The sequence below is a fragment of the Sulfitobacter sp. 1A13353 genome, from assembly GCF_043557255.1.
GTDB lineage: Bacteria > Pseudomonadota > Alphaproteobacteria > Rhodobacterales > Rhodobacteraceae > Sulfitobacter > Sulfitobacter faviae.
The window spans coordinates 317056-340360 of sequence record NZ_JBIFFS010000003.1; the positions used below are offsets into that span (position 1 = coordinate 317056).

The 23305-nt window shown below is 62.3% G+C and carries 19 protein-coding genes; 9 read left to right on the top strand and 10 right to left on the bottom strand.

From position 1 onward, the window contains the following. Window positions 1–15: 15 nt before the first annotated feature. Genes ACGYLO_RS08795 through ACGYLO_RS08825 form a run of 7 tightly spaced genes read right to left on the bottom strand, consistent with a single transcriptional unit; the run spans window position 16 to window position 7559 of the window. Window positions 16–345 (bottom strand): hypothetical protein, encoded by a 330-nt coding sequence (locus tag ACGYLO_RS08795; protein ID WP_271689213.1) that lies wholly within the window; start codon window positions 343–345, stop codon window positions 16–18. Continuing rightward, on the bottom strand, window positions 342–2879 hold the full coding sequence (ctaD, locus tag ACGYLO_RS08800; RefSeq protein WP_271689214.1) for a cytochrome c oxidase subunit I: 2538 nt from the start codon (window positions 2877–2879) through the stop codon (window positions 342–344). Before ctaD ends, ACGYLO_RS08795 begins: the two co-directional genes overlap by 4 nt. Next, window positions 2876–3817 (bottom strand): cytochrome c oxidase subunit II, encoded by a 942-nt coding sequence (gene coxB, locus ACGYLO_RS08805; RefSeq protein WP_271689215.1) that lies wholly within the window; start codon window positions 3815–3817, stop codon window positions 2876–2878. The genes ctaD and coxB overlap by 4 nt, the downstream gene beginning before the upstream one ends. Continuing rightward, the gene (locus tag ACGYLO_RS08810; protein ID WP_271689216.1) at window positions 3814–4314 is read right to left on the bottom strand and encodes a cytochrome c family protein; all 501 of its coding nucleotides are present in this window, start codon (window positions 4312–4314) and stop codon (window positions 3814–3816) included. The genes coxB and ACGYLO_RS08810 overlap by 4 nt, the downstream gene beginning before the upstream one ends. 8 nt (window positions 4315–4322) lie before the next feature. Further along, window positions 4323–5141, bottom strand: a complete 819-nt coding sequence (locus ACGYLO_RS08815) for a c-type cytochrome (RefSeq protein WP_271689217.1) — start codon at window positions 5139–5141, stop codon at window positions 4323–4325. 22 nt (window positions 5142–5163) lie between these two features. Next, complete coding sequence (locus ACGYLO_RS08820; RefSeq protein ID WP_271689218.1) at window positions 5164–6948, bottom strand: GMC family oxidoreductase; 1785 nt, start codon at window positions 6946–6948, stop codon at window positions 5164–5166. Continuing rightward, the gene (locus ACGYLO_RS08825; RefSeq protein WP_231886308.1) at window positions 6948–7559 is read right to left on the bottom strand and encodes a gluconate 2-dehydrogenase subunit 3 family protein; all 612 of its coding nucleotides are present in this window, start codon (window positions 7557–7559) and stop codon (window positions 6948–6950) included. The genes ACGYLO_RS08820 and ACGYLO_RS08825 overlap by 1 nt, the downstream gene beginning before the upstream one ends. Window positions 7560–7764: 205 nt before the next feature. On the opposite strand from ACGYLO_RS08825, the gene ACGYLO_RS08830 reads away from it, so the two are divergent. From ACGYLO_RS08830 to ACGYLO_RS08870, 9 genes are all read left to right on the top strand, one after another. Next, window positions 7765–8781, top strand: coding sequence for a sodium:calcium antiporter (locus ACGYLO_RS08830; RefSeq protein ID WP_271689219.1), 1017 nt, complete (start codon window positions 7765–7767; stop codon window positions 8779–8781). Window positions 8782–8873: 92 nt separating this feature from the next. Further along, window positions 8874–9641 (top strand): PRC-barrel domain-containing protein, encoded by a 768-nt coding sequence (locus ACGYLO_RS08835; RefSeq protein ID WP_271689220.1) that lies wholly within the window; start codon window positions 8874–8876, stop codon window positions 9639–9641. Window positions 9642–9701: 60 nt separating this feature from the next. Then, on the top strand, window positions 9702–11303 hold the full coding sequence (locus tag ACGYLO_RS08840) for a sodium:solute symporter (protein ID WP_271689221.1): 1602 nt from the start codon (window positions 9702–9704) through the stop codon (window positions 11301–11303). A 3-nt stretch (window positions 11304–11306) separates the two neighbouring features. Beyond that, window positions 11307–12434, top strand: a complete 1128-nt coding sequence (locus ACGYLO_RS08845) for a mechanosensitive ion channel family protein (RefSeq protein WP_271689222.1) — start codon at window positions 11307–11309, stop codon at window positions 12432–12434. 48 nt (window positions 12435–12482) lie between these two features. After that, the gene (locus ACGYLO_RS08850) at window positions 12483–14093 is read left to right on the top strand and encodes a BCCT family transporter (RefSeq protein WP_394376393.1); all 1611 of its coding nucleotides are present in this window, start codon (window positions 12483–12485) and stop codon (window positions 14091–14093) included. Between the two features lie 395 nt (window positions 14094–14488). Further along, window positions 14489–16060 (top strand): ABC transporter substrate-binding protein, encoded by a 1572-nt coding sequence (locus tag ACGYLO_RS08855; RefSeq protein WP_271689224.1) that lies wholly within the window; start codon window positions 14489–14491, stop codon window positions 16058–16060. Between the two features lie 82 nt (window positions 16061–16142). Beyond that, window positions 16143–17099 carry an ABC transporter permease gene (locus ACGYLO_RS08860; protein WP_271689225.1) on the top strand — a complete coding sequence of 319 codons (957 nt, stop codon included), beginning with the start codon at window positions 16143–16145 and terminating at the stop codon, window positions 17097–17099. A 2-nt stretch (window positions 17100–17101) separates the two neighbouring features. After that, window positions 17102–17920 (top strand): ABC transporter permease, encoded by an 819-nt coding sequence (locus ACGYLO_RS08865; protein WP_082852164.1) that lies wholly within the window; start codon window positions 17102–17104, stop codon window positions 17918–17920. A 19-nt stretch (window positions 17921–17939) separates the two neighbouring features. Further along, entirely contained in the window at window positions 17940–19556 is a 1617-nt protein-coding gene (locus ACGYLO_RS08870; protein ID WP_394376394.1) for an ABC transporter ATP-binding protein, read from the top strand. A gap of 10 nt (window positions 19557–19566) precedes the next feature. Here ACGYLO_RS08870 and ACGYLO_RS08875 read toward each other — a convergent pair whose 3' ends face one another. Genes ACGYLO_RS08875 through ACGYLO_RS08885 form a run of 3 tightly spaced genes read right to left on the bottom strand, consistent with a single transcriptional unit; the run spans window position 19567 to window position 23300 of the window. Then, on the bottom strand, window positions 19567–20898 hold the full coding sequence (locus ACGYLO_RS08875) for an aspartate aminotransferase family protein (RefSeq protein WP_271689227.1): 1332 nt from the start codon (window positions 20896–20898) through the stop codon (window positions 19567–19569). Window positions 20899–20901: 3 nt separating this feature from the next. Beyond that, window positions 20902–22014 carry a phosphotransferase gene (locus ACGYLO_RS08880; RefSeq protein ID WP_271689228.1) on the bottom strand — a complete coding sequence of 371 codons (1113 nt, stop codon included), beginning with the start codon at window positions 22012–22014 and terminating at the stop codon, window positions 20902–20904. Then, on the bottom strand, window positions 22011–23300 hold the full coding sequence (locus ACGYLO_RS08885) for an ArgE/DapE family deacylase (RefSeq protein ID WP_271689229.1): 1290 nt from the start codon (window positions 23298–23300) through the stop codon (window positions 22011–22013). The genes ACGYLO_RS08880 and ACGYLO_RS08885 overlap by 4 nt, the downstream gene beginning before the upstream one ends. Window positions 23301–23305: the final 5 nt, after the last annotated feature.

Below are 23305 nucleotides of genomic sequence, written 5' to 3' on the forward strand. Positions count from 1 at the left end.
GGGTCTCCTCTCTCTCTATCCGTGGCAGCCGGGCAGGATCAGCACCGGGGTTAGATTGGCCAGCGTGGCGATGAGCGAGATCAGCCCGGTCCACCATCCCGCGCGCAGAAGGGCGGTCTCATCCCGGTTCAGGTCCGACCGCCGACCGCTATGTGCGCCCCGCCACATCCAAAAGATTTGCACCATCGCCATGGCAAGCGTCAGCACGACGGCGATGATCAGCAGGTGGTCCTGCCCCAGCAGTGCGCGCGGCGCGCAGGCGGCTGAGATCAGCGCGTAGATCAGCGTGAAATGCAGCGCCCAGAGCAGGGCCGGTTTGGCGATGCCTTTGGTCAGACCTCTCATATCGCGCCTCCTGCCAGCAGATAGGCCGCCGCCGTGACCCCGCCCATGATGGCCACCACCTTGGCGAATGTGGCGATGAGCAGGTTGGGCAGCATCTGCCCCGGCTGGACCGCGCCCACGGCTTTGCGCAGCGCATTGATGAGCGACCAGTAGAGCACCACGGCAAGGTATCCCGCGACGAAGGCGAAAAGCGCCCAGCCCACGGCGGCATAGGCCGACCCATAGGGATCGACCTCTTGGATCGACAGGAACAACAGCGCGCCCAGGGCGATGGCGCCCACGGCCAGTCCCAGATCGACGGCGATGACCGATTTGACCTTGGCCCCATAGGCCGCCCGGCGGCTGGCCCAACTGAACAGCAGCAGGCCCAGAGCGGCGAGGGCTGCCAGACCCGCCATGAGCGGATCAGCGGCGGGTGTCGTCTCGGCCCAATGGGGCTGGGTGTTCCACAGGTAAAGCCCGGCAAAGAGCAAGGAGGCGAAGAGTGCGGCGGAGATCAGCATCGTGCCCACCACCGCCAAATGCAGGTGACTGCGCGGATCGACGATATTAACCGGCAGGCGCAGTTTGCCCAAGCCGCTGTCGCGCAGCACGCCGCTGTCCGACGGCTCCCAAATCCACGCGGTGATCCCCGCCAGCGCGATGGCGAAACCGACCGCCACCAGCCAATAGGCCGAAGCCAGCGTCGCGCCAAAGCCAAGCGCCAGCCCGAAGGCCGTGATCAGCGGCACCCATGTTGGATGGGGCAGGCGCACGATCTGCATCGGCGCGCCGGTCACTGGGTCATTGCCCATAGTCTCGCGCCGGTGGTCGGTGGTGGGGCGCAGCGCGCCTTCGACCTTATGGGCCGGGCGGTCCAGCAACTCGGGCTGATCCCAAAGCGGCTCACGCGAGCGGACGGGGGGAATGGCGTGGAAGTTGAACCCCGGCGGGATTGGCGGATAGAGCCATTCGAGCGTGCCCGCGCCCCAAGGATTGCGCCGCGCGCGCAGCCCGTGACGCTGGTGCCAAAAGAAGTCGAAGACAAAAAGCACCACGCCCGCGGCGAGAATGTAGGAGCCGATCGACGACAGCATGTTAAGCCGGTCCCAGCCCAGCCCTTCGGGGTAGCTGGCGATCCGCCGCGGCATGCCGCGCATGCCCGTGAGATGCATCATGAAGAAGGTTACGTTGAAGCCGATGAACATCAGCCAAAAGACCCAGCGGCCCAGCGTGTCCGACATCATCCGCCCGGTGAAATGCGGCATCCAGTAGTAGAGCGCGCCGAACATCGGGAAGACGAAGCCGCCGATCAGCACGTAGTGCAGATGCGCCACCACGAAGTAGCTGTCATGGGCCTGCAGGTTGAAGGGCACCGCGGCCACCATCACGCCGGTGAGGCCGCCCAACACGAAGATGAACAGGAAGCCGAGGATGAAGAGCATCGGCACCTCCATCCGCGGCTTTCCCTGCGCCAGCGTGGCGAGGAAGCAGAAGATCTGCACCCCCGTCGGGATTGCCACCATCGTCGAGGCGGCCGAGAACAGCGTCAGCGACATCACCGGCAGGCCCGTGGCGAACATGTGGTGCGCCCAGAGGCCGAAGCTGAGGAAACCCATCGTCACCACCGCGGCCACGGCAAACCCGTAGCCGAAAAGCGGCTTGCCCACGAAGGTCGGCAGCATCGTCGCCACCATGCCCGCGGCGGGCAGGAAGATGATGTAGACCTCGGGGTGGCCAAAGAGCCAGAACAGGTGCTGCCAGAGCAGGGGATCGCCGCCAAGCGCGATGTCGAAGAAGGGCAGGCCCAGAAGGCGCTCGGCCTCCAGAAGGATCGAGCCGATGATCAGCGGCGGGAAGCCCACGGCGATCATGAAGGCGGTGATCAGCAGATACCACATCAGGATCGGCATCTTGGTGAGGCTCATCCCCGGCGCGCGGGTGCAGAGGATCGCGGCGATGATCTCCACCGCCGCGGTCACGCTGGCGATCTCGGCGAAAGTGATGCCGATGAGCCAGAAATCCGCCGAGAGGTCCTGCGTATAGGCGCTGGTCGAGAGCGGCACATACATGAACCAGCCCCCCGCGGGGGCGGCGTCGAAGACGAAGGACGACAGCACGATGATGCCGCCAAACAGGTAGCAGTAATAGCCAAAGGCCCCGAGCCGCGGAAACACAAGGTCGCGCGCGCCCACCATGAGCGGGATGAGATGCACCGCGAACCCCTCAAGCATGGGGATCGCGAAGAGGAACATCATGATCGTGCCATGCATCGTGAAGACCTGATTGTAGGTCTCGGAATCGAGGAAGGTGTTGTCCGGCACGATGAGTTGGGTGCGCACCAGCAGGGCGAGGAAACCAGCGATCAGGAAAAAGACGAAGCCAGTGACGAGGAAGCGTTTGCCCACCACCCGGTGGCTGACCGAGGACAGATAGCGGATGCCCGGCGGGTAATCCCAAATCTGCTCGAACCCCTTGTCAGGCGCGCCCTTGGCGCTGCCGGAATAGGTCTGATCCTCGGGCAGATCCACGACATATGCTTTACGGTCCGTCATTTAAGGCTCGCCAGATAGGCCGAGAGCGCGCGCAGGTCGGGCCCCGGCAGATGATTGTAAGAAGGCATCTTGGCCCCCGGTTTCATCGCGGTCGGATCCGCGATCCAACCCGCGAGCGTGCCTTGGTTCATGCGGTACATCCCCGCGCCAAGGCTGCCGCGCGCGCCCACGCGGGTCAGGTCGGGCCCAAGCGTTCCGGTCTCAGCCACGCCGCGGATGGTATGGCAGGCGGGGCATCCCGCCTCGACAAAGACATCGCGCCCGCGGGTCAACTCCGTGGTGGCCGCGTCTCGCGCCTCGCCACTGCCGCGTTGCATCCAAGCGTCGAAGTCTTCGGGCTCCATCACGACGACCTCAAAGGCCATCTTGGGGTGCGACAGCCCGCAGAACTCAGCACATTGCCCGCGAAAGCGCCCCGTCTCGGTCGCCATGACGGGCAGGCTGTTCACCCGCCCCGGGATCATGTCCATCTTGCCGGTGAGCTTTGGCACCCAAAAGGAATGGATCACGTCGCTGGATTTCAGCCGAAAGGTGACAGGGCGGCCCTTGGGGATGACGATCTCGTTGGCACCGCGCATGGCCCAGCCTTCGGGGTCATAGACCACGTCCCACCAGAACTGCTTGCCGGTCACTTCGATAACCAGCGCTTCGGGGTCTTCCGAGGTGATGCGTTGCAGGATGACGGTAGAGAAACCCATCAGGATCAGCACCGAGACCAACGGCAATGCGATGCCGCCTGCCCAAATCCACCATTTTTGCGGGGCGAGCCTTCCAGCGAGGACACCCCAGACGAAAAGCAGCAGCAACACGAAGACCACGCCAAAGGCCACGGTCATGCCGATGGTCAGCCCGTTGATCGCCGTGGCACCGACCCCCTCTGGCGCGAGGGCGGATTGCACGCCGTATTCGCCAAGCGTGGACTGTGCGGTCTCGCTCATTCGCGCACCTCCGATCCCAGAAGATAGGCGGCAATGTCGCGCGCTTCGTCACGTTTCAGGCCTAGGTTCGGCATGGCGGTCTCAGGGCTATGGGCGGGTGGGTTCATCAACCAACGGGTCAGATCGCCGGGGCGGTTCGGCAGAACGCCCGCGACATAGGATTGTTGGGCGAAGTCATGCAGATCAGGGCCAACGGTACCTTGGGCATCGCGCAGCCCCGGCACGCGGTGGCAAGCGCCGCAGCCATGAAGCCGGATCAGGGCAACCCCGCGCTGCGGGTCGGCATCCAGAAACCGGCGCGAGGCGGCTTCGTAATCCGGGGTCTTTTCCACCAGTCCTTGGCGAATGTTGATCCGGGCCCAGTCCGACACCTGCCGCGAGGCTTCTCGGATCGGTCCTGACACAGCGGCGGCAAGGCTGCTTTGCGGCGGCAGGGCCGACCAGACCATCGCGAGGCCGGTCAGCAGCAGAACCGATATGACGGTGAAGACGCGCATGCCTCAGCTCACTGCGTCGGCGCCGTGGAAGGCTCCAACAGCGGTGACGTCTCGGGCGGCAGCGGCTGCGTCGGGCGGACACGGTTGTAATAGGCGCTGACGGCTTCGATATCTTTCTGGGTCATCTTTTTGGCGATGGCGGACATGACGTTGTCCACGTCATTGTCGCGCTTGCCCTCTTTCCACATCTGCAATTGATGCGCCATGTAGCTGGCATATTGCCCGGCAAGGTAGGGCACCGAGGGCGGGTTGCCGAGGCCGCTTGGCCCGTGACAATTTACACAAGCGGGCACGCCGCGCTCAGCCGAGCCGACAGCGCCAAGCTGGCCGCCCCATTGCAATGTCATGCCATCCACATCGCCCAAGGGCGGAGTATAGGGGGCCGCGATCGTGGCGTAATAGGCAGCAACAGCCTCCATCTCTTCTTCGGTCAACTTCTTGGCGATGCCCGACATGACGCGGTTCTGCCGGTCGCCCGAGGCATAGTCCTTGAGCTGCTTATAGGTGTACCACCCGGCCTGACCGGCCAGCCGTGGGAAGGCGCCCGAGCCGTCGCCCGCGCCATCGCCGCCGTGGCAGGTGATGCAGGCCATGCCGCTGTCGCCCGCCTCGGATCCGCCCATGGCGACCAGCCGACCCAGCTCCAGCACATCGTCGTCGACCTCGGTGTTCACTGTCGCGTTGAAGCGCAGAACGTTGTCTTGCAAACGTTGCTCCATCGCCGAGATGCCGGGGGCGGCCTCGTAATTCTGGGCGCGGATGAAACCGGCGGAAATGCCGAGAACGGCGATCGCGCTACAGGTCGTCAGAACGGTACGGAATGTCATGGGGCGGTCCTTTCGATCTGTCTTAGGCATCCATCAAGGGGCCGGGGTTCGGCAGGTAGTCGCGTTTCATGTGTTCAAGCGTCCAATAGGCGAGGCCCATCAGCGGCCCGGTGGGGTTGTAGCCAAGGTTCTGCGGGAACAGGCAGGCACCGAAAACAAAGACGTTGTGATGGTCCCACATCTGGCCATAGCGGTTGACCACGCTGGTCTCGGGGTCGGTGCCGATCACCGCGCCGCCGACGTTATGGGTGGTCTGATAGGGGACGATGTCATAGTGGCTGTCGATCGCCGCGTTGTTGCTGCCGCTGACGGAAGTCACATTGTCCATCTCGCGGGCGACCTCCATCGCGCGCTGCATCACATAGTCTGACATCTTGCGGTCATTCTCGGGGAAATCGAAGGTCATGCGCAGCAGCGGGCGGCCATAGGCATCGGTCCATGTCGGATCAAGGTCGAGGTAATTCTCGGGCGTCGAGACCGAAGAGCCATGCACCACAAGATCGGCGTGATGATTGTAGTTCTCGCGCACCGCGCGTTTCCACTCCGCGCCCCATTTCGGCGTGCCTTCGGGCACCGGCTGATAGCCGATGGGCCGGCCATGGTATTGTTTGCAGGCGATATAGCCGCCGCCGACGAAGCCCAGATCGCTATGGTCGAAATTGTCGCCGTTGTAATCGTCGATCACCACGCCGAGCGCGCCCGCGCCCATATAGGGGTCGGTTTTCACACTGTCGTCGAAGAAGGCATCGACCCCGGCCACGGTTTGATAGCTGTAGTTGCGCCCAACGACGCCGGTGCGGGTCTCGGGGTCATAGGGTTTGCCAAGGCCGGAGACGAGCATCAGATGCACGTTCCACAGCGCATAGGCGTTCATGCAGATCGTGTCGGCGGGCTGAAAGACCTCTTCGCCGTTCTCATCAAGATAGATCGCCCCGGTGGCGGTCTTGCCGTCTTCGCTCTTCTCGATGCGCAACACCTGTGCGTTCAGGCGGATCTCGAAATTCTCGTGGTCCTTGATCCGGTCATAGACGCAGATGATCGGGTCGGCCTTGGCATAGTAGCCGCAGCCGAAACGCTCGCAAAAGCCGCAATAGGTGCAGGGGTGCAGCTGCGCGCCATAGGGGTTTACATAGGCTTTGGTCACATTGGCCGAGGGCATGGGGAAGGGGTTCAACCCCATCCGCTCGGCCGCCTTGCCAAAGAGCGTGTTGGAGATGGGCTGGCGCATCGGCGGGTTGGGGTAATCCGCGCTGCGCGGCCCCTCAAAGACGTTCCCCCCGGCAAGTGCGTCGCCGTTTAGGTTGCCAGCTTGCCCGGCGGCTCCGCAAATCCGTTCGAAAAAGTCGAGATGTGGTTCAAGCTCATCATAGGTGACGCCCCAGTCCTGAATGCTAAGCTCGGGGCCGATGAAATCCTTGCCGTAGCGCTCTTCGTAATGGCTGCGCATTTCAAGGTCAGAGGGCAGGGGCCGCCAAAGCTGGCCGTTCCAATGGATGCCTGCACCGCCCAAGCCCGATCCGGGCAGGAAAGACCCCAGCCGCCGCATCGGCAGCGCTCGTTGGTCACGGTTGTTGCGAAAGGTCAGCGTCTCTTTCTTGACGTCGACCATATGCTCGTAACGGTGGGCGTATTTAAGCTCGTCATGCTCCTCGGGCGCGCCGAAGGATGTGGCGGTATGGCGTTGTTTGCCCCGCTCCAGCACGACGCAGCGCTGTCCGGCATGGGCCAATTCGTAGGCGGCAGTCAGGCCGGTCCAGCCACCGCCGATAATCAAGACATCCGTTTTGGGAAGCGTTCTGGGTGTCATCAGTCAGACCCTCCGCCAATCGCGCGGGGCGGATAGGGGGAGCCGCCACGATCATGGGCAATGCCACGCGGCGGCGGCGTGACCGAGCGTTCGTGTTCGTCCACCCGCTCAGTGTAATAGGCATGCGCCCCCGGGAACCCGACCATGCGCCAGCCGGCGTAATCGTGATTACCCAGATAGATCGGATCGGCGAAATACCCCTGCCGGGTCAGCTTCCACAGTTCCGCGATCAGCGTGCCGATAAAATCATCCCGGTTCGATAGTTCTTCGACATGATCGGCGCGGGCAGTGGCATCCATCGTGGCAAAATCCCCCAATTGGCGCGCCTGCTCTATTCCTTGGCGGAGGAGTTGGGCCGGTGTGAATTCAAGCTGATATCCCTGTTCCGCCACAGCCCCATCGGGAAAAGGCGGTTCAAGGTAGAGCCCTTTCCCCGCGCCATAGGCCGTGGCCATCTGGTAATCGATAAAGTCGACCACACCGGCTTGCGAGGCCGAGGGAAACTCGTCTTGGGGAATGAAAACATCGACCACGGCGGCCATCCACCGCGCTTCGTCATTCGTGAAAAACGCCCAAGGCCGGTCATCGCGGGCGGCAAAGGCGTGTTGCACCGGCAATCCGACTGTCGCGGCACCTGTACCAAGTGCGATTTGGGCTAAAATAGCTCGCCGTGAAAAGAGCTTTGCCATAAATTGCGGCTCCGCTTAAAAAATAGGTCTGCATCACAACAACGGTAAACTTCCCGTGGGGTTCCGGAACTTTGTGAACTTTTTCACTAATTCGCGAACGGATCGCCCCCTCGCGCGTTGACCGGGCATGTTTGCAAGCCTTTCCACCCCGATCCTCTTCGCTCTTGGCGGCCTCGCCGGGCTTATCATTCTCGTGACCGGCTACCGTATGACGGGGCTCAGCGACCAGATCGCGGACCGGACCGGCTGGGGGGAGGCGCTGGTTGGCGCGGCTTTGCTCGGCGCGGCCACTTCCATGTCTGGCACCGTCGTCTCACTGACCTCGGCGCTGGACGGGCGGGCCTCATTGGCCTTTTCGAACGGCATCGGGGGGATCGCGGCGCAGACGGCCTTTCTGGCCTTAGCGGATATGATTTACCGTAGGGCCAACCTCGAACATGCGGCAGCTGATCTGGCGAATGTCTTTCAAGCGGGGCTGCTGCTGCTTCTGCTGACGGTGCCGCTGATGGCCTTCACCGCGCCGGAGGTGGCGTTCTGGGGTGTCCATCCCGCCAGTGTCGCGCTGTTCGCGCTCTACGCCTATGGCATGCGGGCCACCGCCCGGCTGCGGGAAGAGCCGATGTGGCATCCGGTATCCACCTCGGACACCCGCGCGGATGAGCCGGAGGACGACGAAGAGGCCGAGAAACCCGTGGGCGCATTGGTCGTGCCCTTTCTGATTTTGCTGGTGCTCATGGGTCTTTCCGGCTTCGCCGTGGCGCGGATTGCGGCGGAAATCTCGGACCGGTTCGACCTGTCGGATACCGTGGTGGGGGCCACGATGACGGCGGTGCTCACCTCTCTGCCCGAGCTTGTCACCACCCTCGTCGCAGTGCGGCGCGGGGCGCTGCAATTGGCCGTGGGCGGGATCATCGGCGGCAATACGTTCGACACGCTGTTCCTGACCCTGTCGGACATCGGGTATCGGGACGGCTCGCTCTATCACGCGATCACGGCGGATGACCTGTTCTGGCTCACCGTGGCGATGATGATGACGGCGGTTCTGATCCTTGGCCTGATCTTTCGCCAGCGCAAGGGGATCGGTTGGGAGAGCATCGGCTTGTTGGTGATCTACGCAGGCGCGCTGGCGGTGCAGGTCTTGTAAATTCACGTAACAAGGGAACTATCTCATCAAGTTACCGTTATCCCCATGATGCTACCGGCCTCGCCCGCCCGAATTTTCAGCAGGAGATAGTCATGAGAAATGCGCCGCTTCTAGCAATTACGCTGATTGGCAGCCTCGCCGCGACGGCACTGCGATCCGAGACTGAGACACCGCAATTCATTCCCCAAGACACGATGATCGCCCTGTCGAGCCTGAATGGCCACAAGATGTTTCTGCCCGCCAAGGATGCGCCGCTGGCCGATATCGACCTCGAAGAATTGAAAGAGCCGATGGAAGGCTGGACCATGGCCGGGCAGGTGTCCGAAGTGGTCATCACCCGCGACGGAACACTGCGCGGCATCATCGTCGATGCGGGCGGATTTCTGGGCAAAGGGGCGACGCGGGTGTTGTCCCTTGATGATCTGCGTTTCCTGCCGGACGCGGATGAAGAGAACGAGTTCTTTCTGCTTTATACCGGCCAGAAAGAAGATCTGAAAGCCGCCCCTGAATACAACGAAGACGACGTGCGCCTGCGCGCTGCCGATATGCGTGAGGGCGGTGAGAAGATCGAGATCGTTAAATTGAGCGATCTGGATTCCGAAGAATTCCTCGGGCTCGCGGTCTTTGGCCAGAACGACAATTGGATCGGTGAAATTTCGCAGGTCACTTTTAGCGAAGATGGCCAGATCAAAATGGTGATCCTCGACATCGGCGGCTTCCTTGGCTTGGGCGAAACGCAGGTCGCTGTGCCGCTGGATATGATCGAGTTGCGCCGTTTGGGCGGGGACGATCTGCGGGCCTATGTCTCGGCGACCGAGAAGCAATTGCAGGAAATGGAGCCTTGGGAAGAGGACAACTGAGCCACTGGCCGCGCGGGCCAACCTCGGAATTAGGCGCAAAGAATATTTTAGGAGAGCATGATGGAGAGCGCGAAATTTGATCTACACCTGATCGACTATGCGATTGTGGTGGCTTATTTTATCGGTGTCGTCGCCCATGGCATTTACGTTTCGCGCAAACAATCCGGCGGGTCCGAGGATTATTTCCTCGCCGGTCGGTCGCTGCCTTGGTATCTGATCGGTTTCTCGCTTTTTGCCTCCAACATGTCCGGCTCCAGCTTTGTGGGGCTAATGGGCGGGGCCTATGCGAATGGCGTCGTGATCTTCAACTACGAATGGACTGCGGCGCTGGTCTTGATCCTATTCGCGATCTTCATTCTGCCGTCTTACCTGCGGGCCAAGATCTCGACCGTGCCGGGATTTCTGGAAGAGCGCTATGACGTCCGCTCACGTCGGGCGTTTTCGCTTTTCACCATCCTTGCCATCATGTTCATCGACACCGCCGGGGCGCTTTATGCGGGCGGCTTGGTCATCTCCAACGTCACCGGCTACCTGAACCTTTGGGCTGCCGTCGCGGTGCTGGCCTTGGTCGCAGGCATCTACACCATTCTGGGCGGGCTTTCCGCGGTGGTTGTCACTGACACGGTACAGGCGATCTTGCTCATCATCGGGGCCGCGGCCCTGTTCTGGATCGGCCTTGATGAGATCGGCGGCTGGGAGGAACTGTTCACCGGCACGCCCGAAGATATGACCCATATGATCCTGCCCGCGGACGATGATTTCCTGCCGTGGACGGGGCTTTTGGGCGTTATCTTGCTCGGCTTTTACTATTGGACGATCAACCAGTTCGTCGTTCAGCGGACATTGGGAGCAAAGGACCTAAAGGAAGGGCAGATCGGGGCCATTTTCGCCGGTTTCCTGAAACTGCCGAACATCTTTTTGATGGTGCTGCCGGGGGTGATTGCGCTCAAGCTCTACCCCGATCTTGAAACGCCTGACCTTGCTTTCCCCACGCTGGCGTTTGAGTTGATGCCGATTGGCGTGCGCGGGCTGATCATGGCGGCGCTGATTGCGGCGATCATGTCCTCGCTCGACTCCGCCTTGAACTCCGCCTCGACCTTGGTGGTAAAGGACTTTGCCGAGCCGATGTTCAACGTGAGCGAAGAACGTCAGGTCTGGATGGGCAAGCTGGTCACCGCGGGCGTCATGGTCTTTGGTGCGATCTATGCCCCGATGATTGCCGGGTTTGAAAGCCTGTTCAGCTATTTCCAATCCTCGCTGTCCTATATTGTGCCGACCATCGTGGTGGTCTATATCCTCGGCCTGATGTTCAAACGGTTGAACGGCAACGGCGCGTTTTGGACGATCATGTTTGGCCTCATCATCGGCATTCCGCTTTTCGTGTTGAAAGAGGTGACGAATTACTGGGCCTATATGGGGCTGCCGGAAATCCACTATACGGTGATGTCCTCGATCATGATGACCATCGGGATCATCCTGCATTTCGGTATTTCCTACGCCACCTCGCCGAAGGAAAAAGAGAATATCGAAGACCTTGTCTGGCAGGGGGAAGAGGCCAAGGAGATCTTTACCCAATGGGAGAAACCGCTGTGGCAGGATCGCACCCTCTGGGCCGGGCTGCTTGTTGTGGCCACGCTGGCGATGGTGGTTTGGTGGGCCTAAGCGATGGAGACGCTGGACCGCATAGCGACAGGTGTTGCGACGCAGCTTGAAGCCGCGCCCGATTTCGTTAGCCCCTTGCTTGCCGTGCTTCTGGCCTGCGCGGCGGGGCTGGCGGCGCATTGGATCGGATCCAGCATTCTCGACCGCGTAATCTCGGAAAAGAACATCACTGGGCGGTCCTTGCTGCGCCGGGCCCGCAGACCGCTGCGCCTTGCTGCCGTGGTCGCGGCGCTCGCTTGGGTGCTGCCGAATGTACGGCTCTATGGCTGGCAGGACGGTGCGGCGCATCTGTTTCTGGTCTTGCTGATCATCCTCGTGGGCTGGACGCTGATCCTGCTGACCAATCATTTCGCCGAACGCGCCGTGCGGCGGCATCGGTTGGATGTCGAAGACAATCTTTCGGCCCGCAAGTTCGTGACCCAAGCGCGGGTGCTGCGCCGGACCGTCACCATCATTTTGGGGATTTTCACCGCCGCTGGGGTGCTGTTGACCTTTGAAAGCGTGCAGAAATACGGGGCCGGGCTTTTCGCCTCGGCCGGGGCGGCGGGGCTGGTGGTTGGGCTGGCGGCCCGCCCGGTGCTGACCAATCTGATCGCGGGGCTTCAGATCGCCATCACTCAGCCGATCAGGCTCGAAGATGTGGTGATCGTCGAAGACGAATGGGGCTGGGTGGAAGAGATCTTCGCCACCTATGTCGTCGTGCGCCTGTGGGATTGGCGGCGCATGGTGGTGCCGCTGTCCTATTTTATCGAAAAGCCGTTTCAGAATTGGACCCGCGAAAGCGCGTCGATCATCGGGACGGTGTTTTGGTATCTCGATTACACGGTGCCGATTGGCGAAATGCGCGCGAAGCTTGAGGAACTGGCCAAAGCCTCCCCCCTATGGGACGGGCAGGTGGTCAACCTTCAGGTTTCTGAGACCGAGAAAGACAGTATCGCCGTGCGCGGTCTTGTCAGCGCACGGACCTCACCACAGGCATGGGATCTGCGCTGTGAAATCCGCGAGAAGATGATCGACTGGCTGCAAAAAGAGCATCCCCAAGCTCTGCCACGTCTGCGAGGGAATATGGAGATCCGCAGCCGTGATGAGCCGGACATGTCATCGAAAGGCGAGGCTCCGGTGATGCCCTAAAGGGGGCGCAGGGCCGACCAAGGAAACGAACAACAAAGGAAAAAATAGGTGGAAAATCTCGCACGGCGTCTTGGCCTGAAAACAGACCCGGTCATCTTTTTCATTTCAGCCGGGCTCGCCGCGCTTTTCGTTCTGCTGTTGATCGCGGTGCCCGAACCCCTCGGAGACATCTTCGCCGTGGGTCGGGCTTGGGTCGTGACCAATCTTGGCTGGTTCTTCATTCTTGGCGTGAATGTCTGGCTGGGTTTTCTGATTTGGGCCGCCGCGTCGCGCCACGGCCATATCCGATTGGGGCCGAAAGGCTCTGAGCCGGAGTATTCGAACCTGTCGTGGTTCACCATGCTTTTCGCCGGGGGCATCGGCACCGTGCTCATGTTCTGGGGCGTGGCCGAACCGATCAGCCATTTCCAGAAACCGCCATTGCCGGGGGTGGAACCCTATTCGGAACAGGCGGCGAAAGATGCGATTTCAATCGCGATCTATCACCTTGGGCTGCACACTTGGGCGATTTTCACGCTGCCGGGTCTGGCCTTTGCCTATTTCATCAACCGCTATGATCTGCCGGTGCGCGTCAGCTCGGTTTTCTATCCCCTACTGCGTGAGGGTATTCACGGGCCGGTGGGCAAAGCCATTGATATCGTGGCCATCTTGGGCACGATCTTCGGCGTGGCGGTGTCCCTCGGTCTCGGCTCTTCGCAGATCGCGGCGGGCCTGTCCGAGCTTTTCGGCTGGGATGCTTCGACCTTTTTGAAGATCATGATCCTCGCCGTGCTGACCATGGTCGCCGTCGGCTCGATCGTGGCGGGGCTCGACAGCGGGGTGAAGCTCTTGTCGAATATCAACATCGGCATGGCAGTTCTGCTGATGATCTTCGTGCTGGTGACCGGATCGACCCTGTTTCTTTTGCGCGGCATTGTCGAAACCGCGGGGCTTTATCTGCAAAACCTGCCGCGGCTGGCCTTTTGGAATGATATGTTGGCCAATCGGAACCCGTCGAACGGGGATTGGGGCTGGCAGGGGGATTGGACCGTCTTTTACTGGGCGTGGACCGTGACCTGGTCGCCCTTCATCGGGCTGTTCGTGGCGCGGATTTCGCGCGGCAGGACCATTCGCGAATTTGTCTTTGGCGTTCTGCTTGCGCCGACGGCCTTCACGCTGATCTGGTTCTCGATCTTCGGTTGGCAGGCCATCGGCTTTGACGGCATCGGCACGGCGGCGCGGGAAGCGATGGGCGATCAGGCGGGCGAGATCAGCCGGGCGGTGGCAGAGAGCATCCCCCTCGCGCTTTTCGTCTTTCTTGAGCATTTCCCCTTCACGCTCTTCGTCCAAGGCGTGGCGATCATCATCGTCGCGATTTTCTTTGCCACCTCGTCGGACTCCGCTTCACTGGTCGTCGATATGCTTTGCACCGGCCATGCCAAACCCGGCCCCGTGCGCCAGCGGGTTTTTTGGGGTCTTGCCGAAGGGCTGGTGGCGGCGATGCTGATCCTGTTGACGGGCGACACTGGGCTGACCGCCTTGCAGCAGGTGATCACCGTGGTGGGGCTGCCGATCTTTGTGCTGGTCTGCATGATGATACCGTCCTTGGTACGCGGCTTTAAGCTTGAGGATATCGACAATGTTTCGGTCAACGGGCGGCCAAAGCTAAGGGATTTCTAAGGCGGTTTGTAGCCCCGACTGACCGCCGGTTTGCAGCGGTCGCAGGAGGGGGCGGCGGGGGAGGTCTCCCACCCGCCAACCCTCAACATCTTGATCTTCCCGTAAAACATCACTAGCCGTAACGTAACTTCGCGACAGGCGACCGGGGTATCTATACCCCGGCGTCGGAACCGGCTATGCCTATGGCCAAGATCGTTGCGGCGGGCGAAATGCCGCGACGGATCGCAGCGCAGAGGGGCGCGCGCCATCCTTTGGCCGCGTGTTTCGACCGCGCCTGCGGCTGGGCAAAGCGCCCACGCCAGTGCGAGGGCGGCGGCCAATGACGCGGCACCGCAGCAAGACGCCGAGCGCTTTGTCAGAGCGTTCGAGCAAGAAAACAAACAAAGGGGGATACAATGACCAATTTCACAAACCGTCAAACCGGCCCGAGCCGTCGCAGCTTTCTAGCCGGGACCGCCGCCGCCGTGGGGGCAGGGCTGATCCTGCCACGCGGAGCGCGGGCACAGGCGCAACCCAAGAAGGGCGGCACCCTGCGGGTGGGCTTTACCCAAGGCTCGACCTCCGACAGCCTTGATCCTGCGACCTTCAACAACGACTTCATGTTCGCCAGCGGCTATGCGGTCTTCAACACATTGACTGAGATCGCCCCCGACGGCACCGCCCAGCCCGACCTTGCAGAGAGCTTTGAGGCCAGCAGCGATGCGGCCACATGGACCTTCCGCCTGCGCGACAATGCGCAATTCTCGGACGGCAAGGCGGCCACGGCGAATGACGTGATCGCTTCGATCCGTCACCACATGGGGCCCGAGTCCAAATCCGGTATCAAACCGCTGCTTGAGCAGATCACCGATATCCGCGCCGATGGCGATAAGGTCGTGATCTTTGAACTGGCCGCCGGCAACGCGGATTTCCCGTTCATCTTCAATGATTACCACCTCGGCATTCGCCAAGACACCGGCGATGGCACGATCGACCCCAACAGCCGCATCGGCACCGGCGGCTATGTGATCGATGTCTTCGAGCCGGGCGTGCGGGTCGAACTCTCGCGCCGCGATGACTACTGGAAAGAAGGCCGCGCGCATTTCGACAAGGTCGTGATCCTGAAAGTCGGCGACCCGGCGGCCCGGATGAACGCGCTGATGACCGGTGAGGTCGACCTGATCGACCGGCCCGACCTCAAAACCATCAACCTTCTGGGCCGCGCGCCCAACGTGAAGATCCACACCCAGGACGGCACCCTGCATTACATCATGCCAATGCAGACCAACACGGCGCCCTTCGATGATCTGAACGTGCGCATGGCGCTGAAATACGGCATCAACCGCGAAGACATGATCGAAAAGGTTCTGCGCGGCTATGGCACCGTGGGCAATGACCAACCGATCTCGCGCTCCATGCCCTATTACAACGACGATCTGGAACAGATCACCTATGATCCGGAGCGGGCGAAGTACCATCTGAAACAGGCGGGGCTGGAAAGCCTCGACGTGACGCTTTCGACTTCGGATGCGGCGTTCAACGGGGCCGTGGATGCCTCCGTGCTCTTCGCCGAAAGCGCGCGGCCTGCTGGCTTGAACATCGAAGTGAAGCGCGAGCCGGATGACGGCTATTGGTCGAACGTCTGGCTGCAAAAGCCCTTCTGCTGTTCCTATTGGGGTGGCCGTCCGACGCCTGACCTCATGTTCTCGACCGGCTATGCCGCCGATGCGGAGTGGAACGAGACCAAATGGGACAACGAGCGCTTCAATGAGCTGCTGTTGCAGGCCCGGCCCGAGCTGGACCAGACCCGCCGCGCCGAGATGTACGGCGAGATGCAGAAGATCGTGAAAGAGCAGGGCGGCGCGCTGATCCCGGCCTTTGGTCAATATGTCTCGGCCATGAGCGAGAGCGTTCAGATGCCCGAGGAAGTGTCCGAGATGTGGGATCTCGACAGCCAGCGCTTCATCGAACGCTGGTGGATGTCCTAAGCCACAGCTTCACGCGGGCGGCCCCCAAGGGCCGTCCGTTTCCCGCACCAATGGCCCGCCCCGGGCCGGAGAAAACCTTAAAATGTCCCGGCTTCAGAAGCTTGTTATCGGCCGAGTGTCCCTCGGCATTCTGACCCTCTTTGTCGTATCCGCCCTCATGTTCGTTGGCATCGAACTTTTGCCCGGTGATCTGGCGCAGCAAATCCTTGGCCAATCGGCGACTGAATCGACCCTCGCGGCCTTTCGCGCCGAACTCGGCCTCGATCAACCAGCGCATCTTCGGTATTTTGATTGGCTTGGCGGCGTGCTGCACGGTGATTTCGGCACCTCTCTGGCCTCGGGGCGCGAGGTGTCTGAGCTGTTGGGGCCGCGGCTTGCCAATACCATGTTTCTGGCCGTCTATGCCGCCGTCATTGCCGCCCCGCTGGCGGTGATCCTTGGGCTGCTGGCGGCGCTGTGGCGCAACACGCTGTTTGACCGCGGCGTCAACCTGACCGCGCTTTCCGCCATCTCCATGCCCGAGTTTTTCGTGGGCTATGTCCTGATCCTGATTTTGTCGATCAAAGCAGGCGTCTTTCCGACGCTGGCACGGATCGACAGCGCCACGGGGCTTTGGGACGCGCTCTATCGCAGCTTTCTGCCCGCGCTGACGCTTATTCTGGTGGTCGTGGCGCATATGATGCGGATGACGCGGGCGGCCATCATCAACGTGCTGGCCTCGCCCTATATCGAGATGGCCCGCCTCAAGGGCGTGCCGCGCTGGCGCATCATTCTGCAACACGCGCTGCCCAACGCGCTGGCGCCGATCGTCAATGTGGTGGCGCTGAACCTTGCCTATCTGGTGGTCGGCGTGGTGGTGGTTGAGGTCGTCTTTTCCTACCCCGGTTTGGGCCAGTTGTTGGTCGATGCCGTCTCCAGCCGGGATTTCCCGGTGGTGCAGGCCGTGGGGCTGTTCTTCGCCGCTGTCTATATCACGCTGAACGTTCTGGCCGACATCATCTCGATCATGTCGAACCCGCGTCTGCGGCACGGGAGATAACGATGAAATCTTTGCTGAAATCCGCGCCCCCTTCGGCGATCTTTGGCATGGTGGTGCTGGTCCTGGTGGCGATTACCGGGCTTTTCGCCCCGTGGATCGCGCCCTATGGCGAGACGGAAGTGGTGGGCGACGCCTATCTGCCGTGGAGTGGTGCGCATCCGCTTGGCACCGACAATCTGGGCCGCGATATGCTGTCACGCATGATCTTTGGCGCGCGCAATACGGTCGGGCTGGCGCTGCTGACCACGGCCATTTCCTTTTCGGTCGGGGCCACGCTGGGGATGCTGGCCGCGCTTAAAGGGGGTTGGCTGGACGAAGTCCTGTCGCGGCTCGTCGACGTGTTGATGGCCGTGCCGCCGCTGATCTTGGCGCTGATGCTCTTGGCCATTGTCGGCCCCTCGATCCCCAATATGGTCGGGGTGATCGCGGTGATCTATGTGGCGCCGGTCTACCGCCTGTCGCGCGCGGCGGCGATGAATGTCGTCGGCCTTGATTTCGTCGAGGCCGCCAAGCTGCGCGGAGAGCGCACGCCGTGGCTGCTGCGGCGCGAGATTCTGCCCAACATCTGGTCCACCCTGATCGCTGAATTCGGCGTGCGCTTTTGCTTTGTGTTTCTCTTCATCGCGGCGCTGTCCTTTCTTGGCATCGGGATTCAGCCGCCTACGGCGGATTGGGGATCGATGGTGAAAGAGAACGCCACCTTGATCAGCTTTGGCGATATCACGCCGCTGATCCCGGCGGCTGCCATCGCTTTGTTGACCGTTGCGATCAACCTGATCGTCGATTGGATGCTGCACCGCGCCAGCGGTCTGAAAAGTTAACCAAGCAGGGGCCAAGCATATGGGAAATCTTCTGAACATTCGCGGTCTCCGGCTTGAGGCAGGCAGCCGCGCGCGGCCCAATGTAATCATCAAGGGGCTCGATCTGGAGCTTGACCGGGGTGAGGTGTTGGGCCTTGTCGGCGAAAGCGGGGCGGGCAAAAGCTCCGCCGGGCTGGCGGCGATGGGCTATGTCCGCGACGGGGTGCGCTTTGCCGGGGGCAGCGTCGAATTCGACGGCACCGAGTTGATCGGCATGGGGCGCGGGCAATTGCGCCGGTTGCACGGCAAACGCATCGCCTATGTCGCCCAGTCCGCGGCGGCAAGCTTTAACCCCGCCAAGACGCTGATCGACCAATATACCGAAGCGCCGCGTTTGCACGGTGTCTCGGGCCGCACGGCGGCAGAGCAGGACGCCGTCGCGCTCTACCGTCAGATGCAATTGCCCAACCCCGAAGAGATCGGCTTTCGCTACCCGCACCAAGTGTCGGGCGGTCAGTTGCAGCGGGCGATGACGGCGATGGCCATGGCCTGCCGCCCCGACCTGATCATCTTTGACGAGCCGACGACCGCCCTAGACGTCACCACCCAGATCGAAGTGCTGGGCGCGATCCGCGATATTGTGGAGCAATATGACACGGCGGCGATCTATATCACCCATGATCTGGCGGTGGTGAGCCAGATGGCCGACCGCATCTGCGTGATGAAGGATGGCGCGGCGGTGGAGACCGCGCCGACCAAGACCATGCTCGACGCCCCGCAAGAGGATTATACCCGCTCGCTCTGGGCCGTGCGGTCGTTTCGCCGCCCCGATGCAGAGGCGGGGGAGGCTCCGGCGCTGATCCGCTGCGAGGGGGTTTCGGCGGCCTATGGGCCGATGACGGTTCTGGACAACCTCAACTTCACCTTTCCGCGCGGCCAGACCACTGCCGTCGTCGGGGAAAGCGGGTCGGGTAAATCTACCCTCGCCCGGGTCATCGCGGGGCTGTTGCCCCCCGTCGCCGGGCAGTTTTTCTGGAACGATGCGCCGCTTGAGCCGCAACTGGCCAAACGCGGGGCCGAGACGCTGCGCAATATCCAGATGATCTATCAATCGGCGGATACCTCGCTGAACCCGCGCCACAGTATCCGCGAGATTTTGGCCCGCCCGGTGCGCAAGTTCACGGGCCGCAGGGGGCAAGAGCTTCAGGCGCGGGTGGCGGAACTGATGGATTTGGTCGACCTCGACCGCGCTTTCCTTGACCGCAAACCCAGCGAACTCTCGGGCGGGCAGAAGCAGCGCGTGGGCATCGCACGGGCGCTGGCAGCCGAGCCGGAGTTCATCATCTGTGACGAGGTCACCAGCGCGCTGGACCAATTGGTGGCCGAAGGGATCCTGCGGCTTTTGGTGCGGTTGCAGACCGAGCTGGACCTGACCTTCATGTTCATCACCCATGACTTGGCCACGGTAGAGGCGATTGCCCATAAGGTGATCGTTCTCAAGAATGGCCACATCGTGGAGCAGGGCGGGCGTGACGAGATCTTCGGCGATCCAAAGCAGGCCTATACTAAGCGGCTGCTGACATCGGTGCCGCAGATGGACCCGGAATGGCTGACCGAGGCCCGCGCGCGGGAGCGGTCCCTGCGCGAGGCGCAGTAGGGCCGCAGGGTTAAACCCCCTCGGCCCGCGCGGCGGCGAAGGCGGCTTCGGTCGCCTCTAGAAACAGCGTCGCCTCGGCCTGCTGCAAGACAAGCGGCGGGCGGATTTTCAGCACGTTGGCCCCCGGCCCGGTGGCGCTGATCAAGACGCCATTCTGGCGCAGATGGTTGACCACGAATTTGGCGCGGGCGGCATCGGGGGCGTTGGTCTCGCGCGCGGTGACGCATTCGACCGCCAGAAACAGCCCCGCGCCGCGCACATGGCCGATCTCAGAGTAGCGGGTGGCGATGTCTTGCAAACCGCTCTTGAGAAAACCGCCGACGGCTGTGGCATTGTCCTGCAATCCTTCATCCGCGATCACGTCGAGCACCGCCATGCCTGCGGCGGCGGCCACGGGGTTGCCACCAAAGGTGTTGAAATAGCGTGCCCTTTCGCCAAATTCTTGCACCAGTTTTGGCCGCATCGCGGTGCCGGAAAGGGGGAAGCCATTGCCCATCGGCTTGCCCATCGTGACCATGTCAGGCACCAGACCGTGGCGCTGGAACCCCCAGAAGGCATCGCCGGTGCGGGCAAAGCCGGGTTGCACTTCGTCAGCGATGAAAAGCCCCCCCTCGGCGCGGATCAGATCGACCGACGGTTGCAGGAACCCCGCCGGATCGGGGTGCAGCCCGTCGCTGGAAAAGATCGTATCGACGATGAAGGCCGCAGGCTCGATCCCATCGGCGCGCATCTCGGCAATCGCTTGGGCCAGATCGGCGGCGAGTTTTGCGCCTTGCAGGGCTGCCGGAATGCGCAGTGTGTCGGGGGCGTCGATCAGCCGGATGCGCGAACTGCGCGGGGTGAAGTCGCCCAAGGAGGGAGAAAGTTCGGCCACCGCCTCGGTCAGCCCGTGATAGGCAAGGCGGGTGACGATGACGCCCTCGCGCCGAGTATAGCTGCGGGCGATGCGCAGGGCGATGTCATTCGCCTCGGACCCGGTGCAGGTGAACATGACATGACCAAGCGCTTCGGGCATGGTGGCGAGCAGCCGTTCGGCGTAAGTGACAACGTTTTCATGCAGATAGCGGGTGTGAGTGTTCAGCACGCCCAACTGCTGGGTGATCGCCTCGACCACGCGGGGGTGGCAATGGCCGACCGATGCGACGTTGTTATAAGCATCGAGATATCTGCGCCCGTCCTTATCCCAAAGCCAGACACCCTCGCTGCGCGTGATATGCAGCGGCTGGTCGTAGAACAGCCGATAGGCGGGGCCAAGCGCCTTGGCGCGGCGGTCGATCAGGGCGCGGTCTGCGGGGCTAAGGGCCTCGGCCTGGGCGCTGTCATAGGCGTTGATCATGGTCATCGGTCACTCCGTTCCCGCAGCATGGTGCAGGGCTTTGATCGCGGCGGCGTCGCCGACATGGTCGAGCGCGGCAAGCCCGCGTTGCGAGGCGGCGGCGTTGCGCAGGATATAGGGGGCATTCTCAGGATAGCGCCGCGCGCGGGAGGCGCCGATCGCCAAGGTGGTGGCATGGCGCAGGCGGATCAGACTGGGCAGAAGCGCGACCTCTTCGGCCTCCAGCGGCAGCCGTGCGGCGAAGCCCGCGACCATCTCGCAAATGGCGCCCAGCGGGTCTGTGCCTTGGCCGAGTTGATAGGAGCAGGCCACCGCCAGATCGCAGGCCAGCGGCGTATGCACCATGTCACCGAAGTCGATCAGCCCGACGGGGTACTGCGCCTGTGGCGCGTCGACCAGAATGTTATGGGGGTTGAAGTCATTATGCACGATCTGCGCCCGCAGATGCGGCAATCGAGGGGCGGTTTCCGCGTCGAACTGGTCAAGCCTATGCTGCAACTGCTGGCGCAGCGCGGCGTCCCGCACATCCGCCAGAAGGGGGCGCAGATGGCCCGCTTGTTTGATGTCCCATTGCAGAAAATGCCCGCCCGCGGGGTGAAAGAACCCGCGCAGCCCAAGGGTGACCCGTGCGTGAAAATCGCCCAAGGCGCGGTAGAGGCCGGGCTGCGGGGTCGCATTGCTGAGCACGGTGCCGCCGAGGAAGGACATCAGGCGAACGACATGGGGCTGCCCATCGGCGGCGGTGGCGACCTCGGCAGCTTTGCCGTTCAGGCTGGCGCAGATGCGTTGCACGGGCAGTTCGGGATCGGCGGCGGCCAGATGCATCAGCGCCGCGGTCTGCATGTCGGTCACCGCCCGGTCTTCGGCGGCATTGGTGATCTTTAGCAGGGCCTTTTCGCCCGTGGTCAGGGTGATGAGAAAATTCGCATCTTTTTCAGCGGCTAGCGGTTCGATCTCTCCCGAGATCCCATAGCAGCGCAGCGCGACCTCTGCTGCGCGGGCCGCGTCAAAGGCGGGCGGGTCTTGCGCCAGCAGGTCGGTCTGGGCCCCGGTCTCTTCGACCAGCACGCCGCTGAGGAAGGGGGGCAGGCCGCCATGGGGCGTGATCCCGGCCTCGGTCATGGGGCGGTGCCTTCGGTCCCGCACCATTCAGCGATGAAAAGCGCCATGGCTTGGGTGATCTTCTTGACCGAACTGAGGCTAACGGATTCGTTGATCCCGTGAATGTTGCGCGATTTCGGCCCGTAGCAGAGCGCGGGGATCTGGTTGTACAGCGCATAGACCCGCGTATCGAGGTAGCCCGCCGTCATGAAGGATTGCAGCGGCGCGCCGATGGCCTCTTCATGGGCGCGTTCCAAGACGGCTTCGGCCTCGCTGCCCGGCTCCAGCACATAGCCTTCGGCGTGGAAACCGTTGAAGACCACCTGGGGCGGGTTGTTCGACAGGAAGTTGTCGCTTTGGGCGAAGGCCTTGACCCGCTCGGTGATCTCGCGCGCGGCATCCTCGGCGCTGCGGCCCGGGTAGATGGAAACGCGGCAATCGATGTTGCACCATGACGGCACCGATGACGCCCAATCGCCGCCTTCGATCTTGCCGATGTTAAGGTTGATCGGATGGGCCTCGCCTTCGAAATGCGGGTGCTCGCCCTTCTCGGCGTTCCAATCCTCCTCCATCTCGCGCAGGGCTGTGATGACGCGGGTGGCGGCATCAATGGCATTGGCCCCTTCGCCCATTTCGCGCACATGGACCGGCACGCCGCGCAACTGCACCTGAAACCAGATGACGCCGGTGTTGGCGCGGACCAGCATTTCCTCTTCGGGTTCGGGGATGAAAACCGCATCGGCGGTGTAGCCTTGCAGGAAAGTCTGCAAAGCGCCGTTGCCGGTGGATTCCTCCTCGACCACGGATTGCACATAGACGGTTGCCGCCGGTTGCAGCCCGATGCGGCGCAGCGCGTCGAGCGCAAAGATATTCGCGGCCGCCCCCGCCTTCATATCGCCCGCGCCCCGGCCATACATCCAATCGCCGTCGATCTTGGCCGAATAGGGCGGATCGTCCCACATGTCGTGCAAGCCTTCGGGCACCACGTCGAGATGCGATTGCAGAATCAGCGAGCGGCCTCGCTCATCGCGCGGGCGGTGGATGCCCACGACGATGGGCGCGTCGGAATGATCGTCGGAGTATTTCGACCCGCCGGGATGCGCCTCGATCGCGGCGCGGTCCATCTTGAAGCGGTCCATCGCGTAGCCACGGCTTTGCAGGCTGCGAAACAACAGGTCTTGGATCGCATGTTCATGGCCGCGCAAGGAGGGCATTTGCACGAGCTTTTGGGTAAAGCTCACCTGTTCGGCAAATCCGTCTTCGACAGCCTGAAGGATGCGAGACTTGAGGTCTGGATCAAGGGGCATGGCGT

What these genes read in the sequence shown, in the direction of transcription:
- ACGYLO_RS08795 (WP_271689213.1), bottom strand. Translation starts at nt 345, where the DNA reads ATGAGAGGTCTGACCAAAGGCATCGCCAAACCGGCCCTGCTCTGGGCG.
- ctaD (WP_271689214.1), bottom strand. Translation starts at nt 2,879, where the DNA reads ATGACGGACCGTAAAGCATATGTCGTGGATCTGCCCGAGGATCAGACC.
- coxB (WP_271689215.1), bottom strand. Translation starts at nt 3,817, where the DNA reads ATGAGCGAGACCGCACAGTCCACGCTTGGCGAATACGGCGTGCAATCC.
- ACGYLO_RS08810 (WP_271689216.1), bottom strand. Translation starts at nt 4,314, where the DNA reads ATGCGCGTCTTCACCGTCATATCGGTTCTGCTGCTGACCGGCCTCGCG.
- ACGYLO_RS08815 (WP_271689217.1), bottom strand. Translation starts at nt 5,141, where the DNA reads ATGACATTCCGTACCGTTCTGACGACCTGTAGCGCGATCGCCGTTCTC.
- ACGYLO_RS08820 (WP_271689218.1), bottom strand. Translation starts at nt 6,948, where the DNA reads ATGACACCCAGAACGCTTCCCAAAACGGATGTCTTGATTATCGGCGGT.
- ACGYLO_RS08830 (WP_271689219.1), top strand. Translation starts at nt 7,765, where the DNA reads ATGTTTGCAAGCCTTTCCACCCCGATCCTCTTCGCTCTTGGCGGCCTC.
- ACGYLO_RS08835 (WP_271689220.1), top strand. Translation starts at nt 8,874, where the DNA reads ATGAGAAATGCGCCGCTTCTAGCAATTACGCTGATTGGCAGCCTCGCC.
- ACGYLO_RS08840 (WP_271689221.1), top strand. Translation starts at nt 9,702, where the DNA reads ATGGAGAGCGCGAAATTTGATCTACACCTGATCGACTATGCGATTGTG.
- ACGYLO_RS08845 (WP_271689222.1), top strand. Translation starts at nt 11,307, where the DNA reads ATGGAGACGCTGGACCGCATAGCGACAGGTGTTGCGACGCAGCTTGAA.
- ACGYLO_RS08855 (WP_271689224.1), top strand. Translation starts at nt 14,489, where the DNA reads ATGACCAATTTCACAAACCGTCAAACCGGCCCGAGCCGTCGCAGCTTT.
- ACGYLO_RS08860 (WP_271689225.1), top strand. Translation starts at nt 16,143, where the DNA reads ATGTCCCGGCTTCAGAAGCTTGTTATCGGCCGAGTGTCCCTCGGCATT.
- ACGYLO_RS08865 (WP_082852164.1), top strand. Translation starts at nt 17,102, where the DNA reads ATGAAATCTTTGCTGAAATCCGCGCCCCCTTCGGCGATCTTTGGCATG.
- ACGYLO_RS08870 (WP_394376394.1), top strand. Translation starts at nt 17,940, where the DNA reads ATGGGAAATCTTCTGAACATTCGCGGTCTCCGGCTTGAGGCAGGCAGC.
- ACGYLO_RS08875 (WP_271689227.1), bottom strand. Translation starts at nt 20,898, where the DNA reads ATGACCATGATCAACGCCTATGACAGCGCCCAGGCCGAGGCCCTTAGC.
- ACGYLO_RS08880 (WP_271689228.1), bottom strand. Translation starts at nt 22,014, where the DNA reads ATGACCGAGGCCGGGATCACGCCCCATGGCGGCCTGCCCCCCTTCCTC.
- ACGYLO_RS08885 (WP_271689229.1), bottom strand. Translation starts at nt 23,300, where the DNA reads ATGCCCCTTGATCCAGACCTCAAGTCTCGCATCCTTCAGGCTGTCGAA.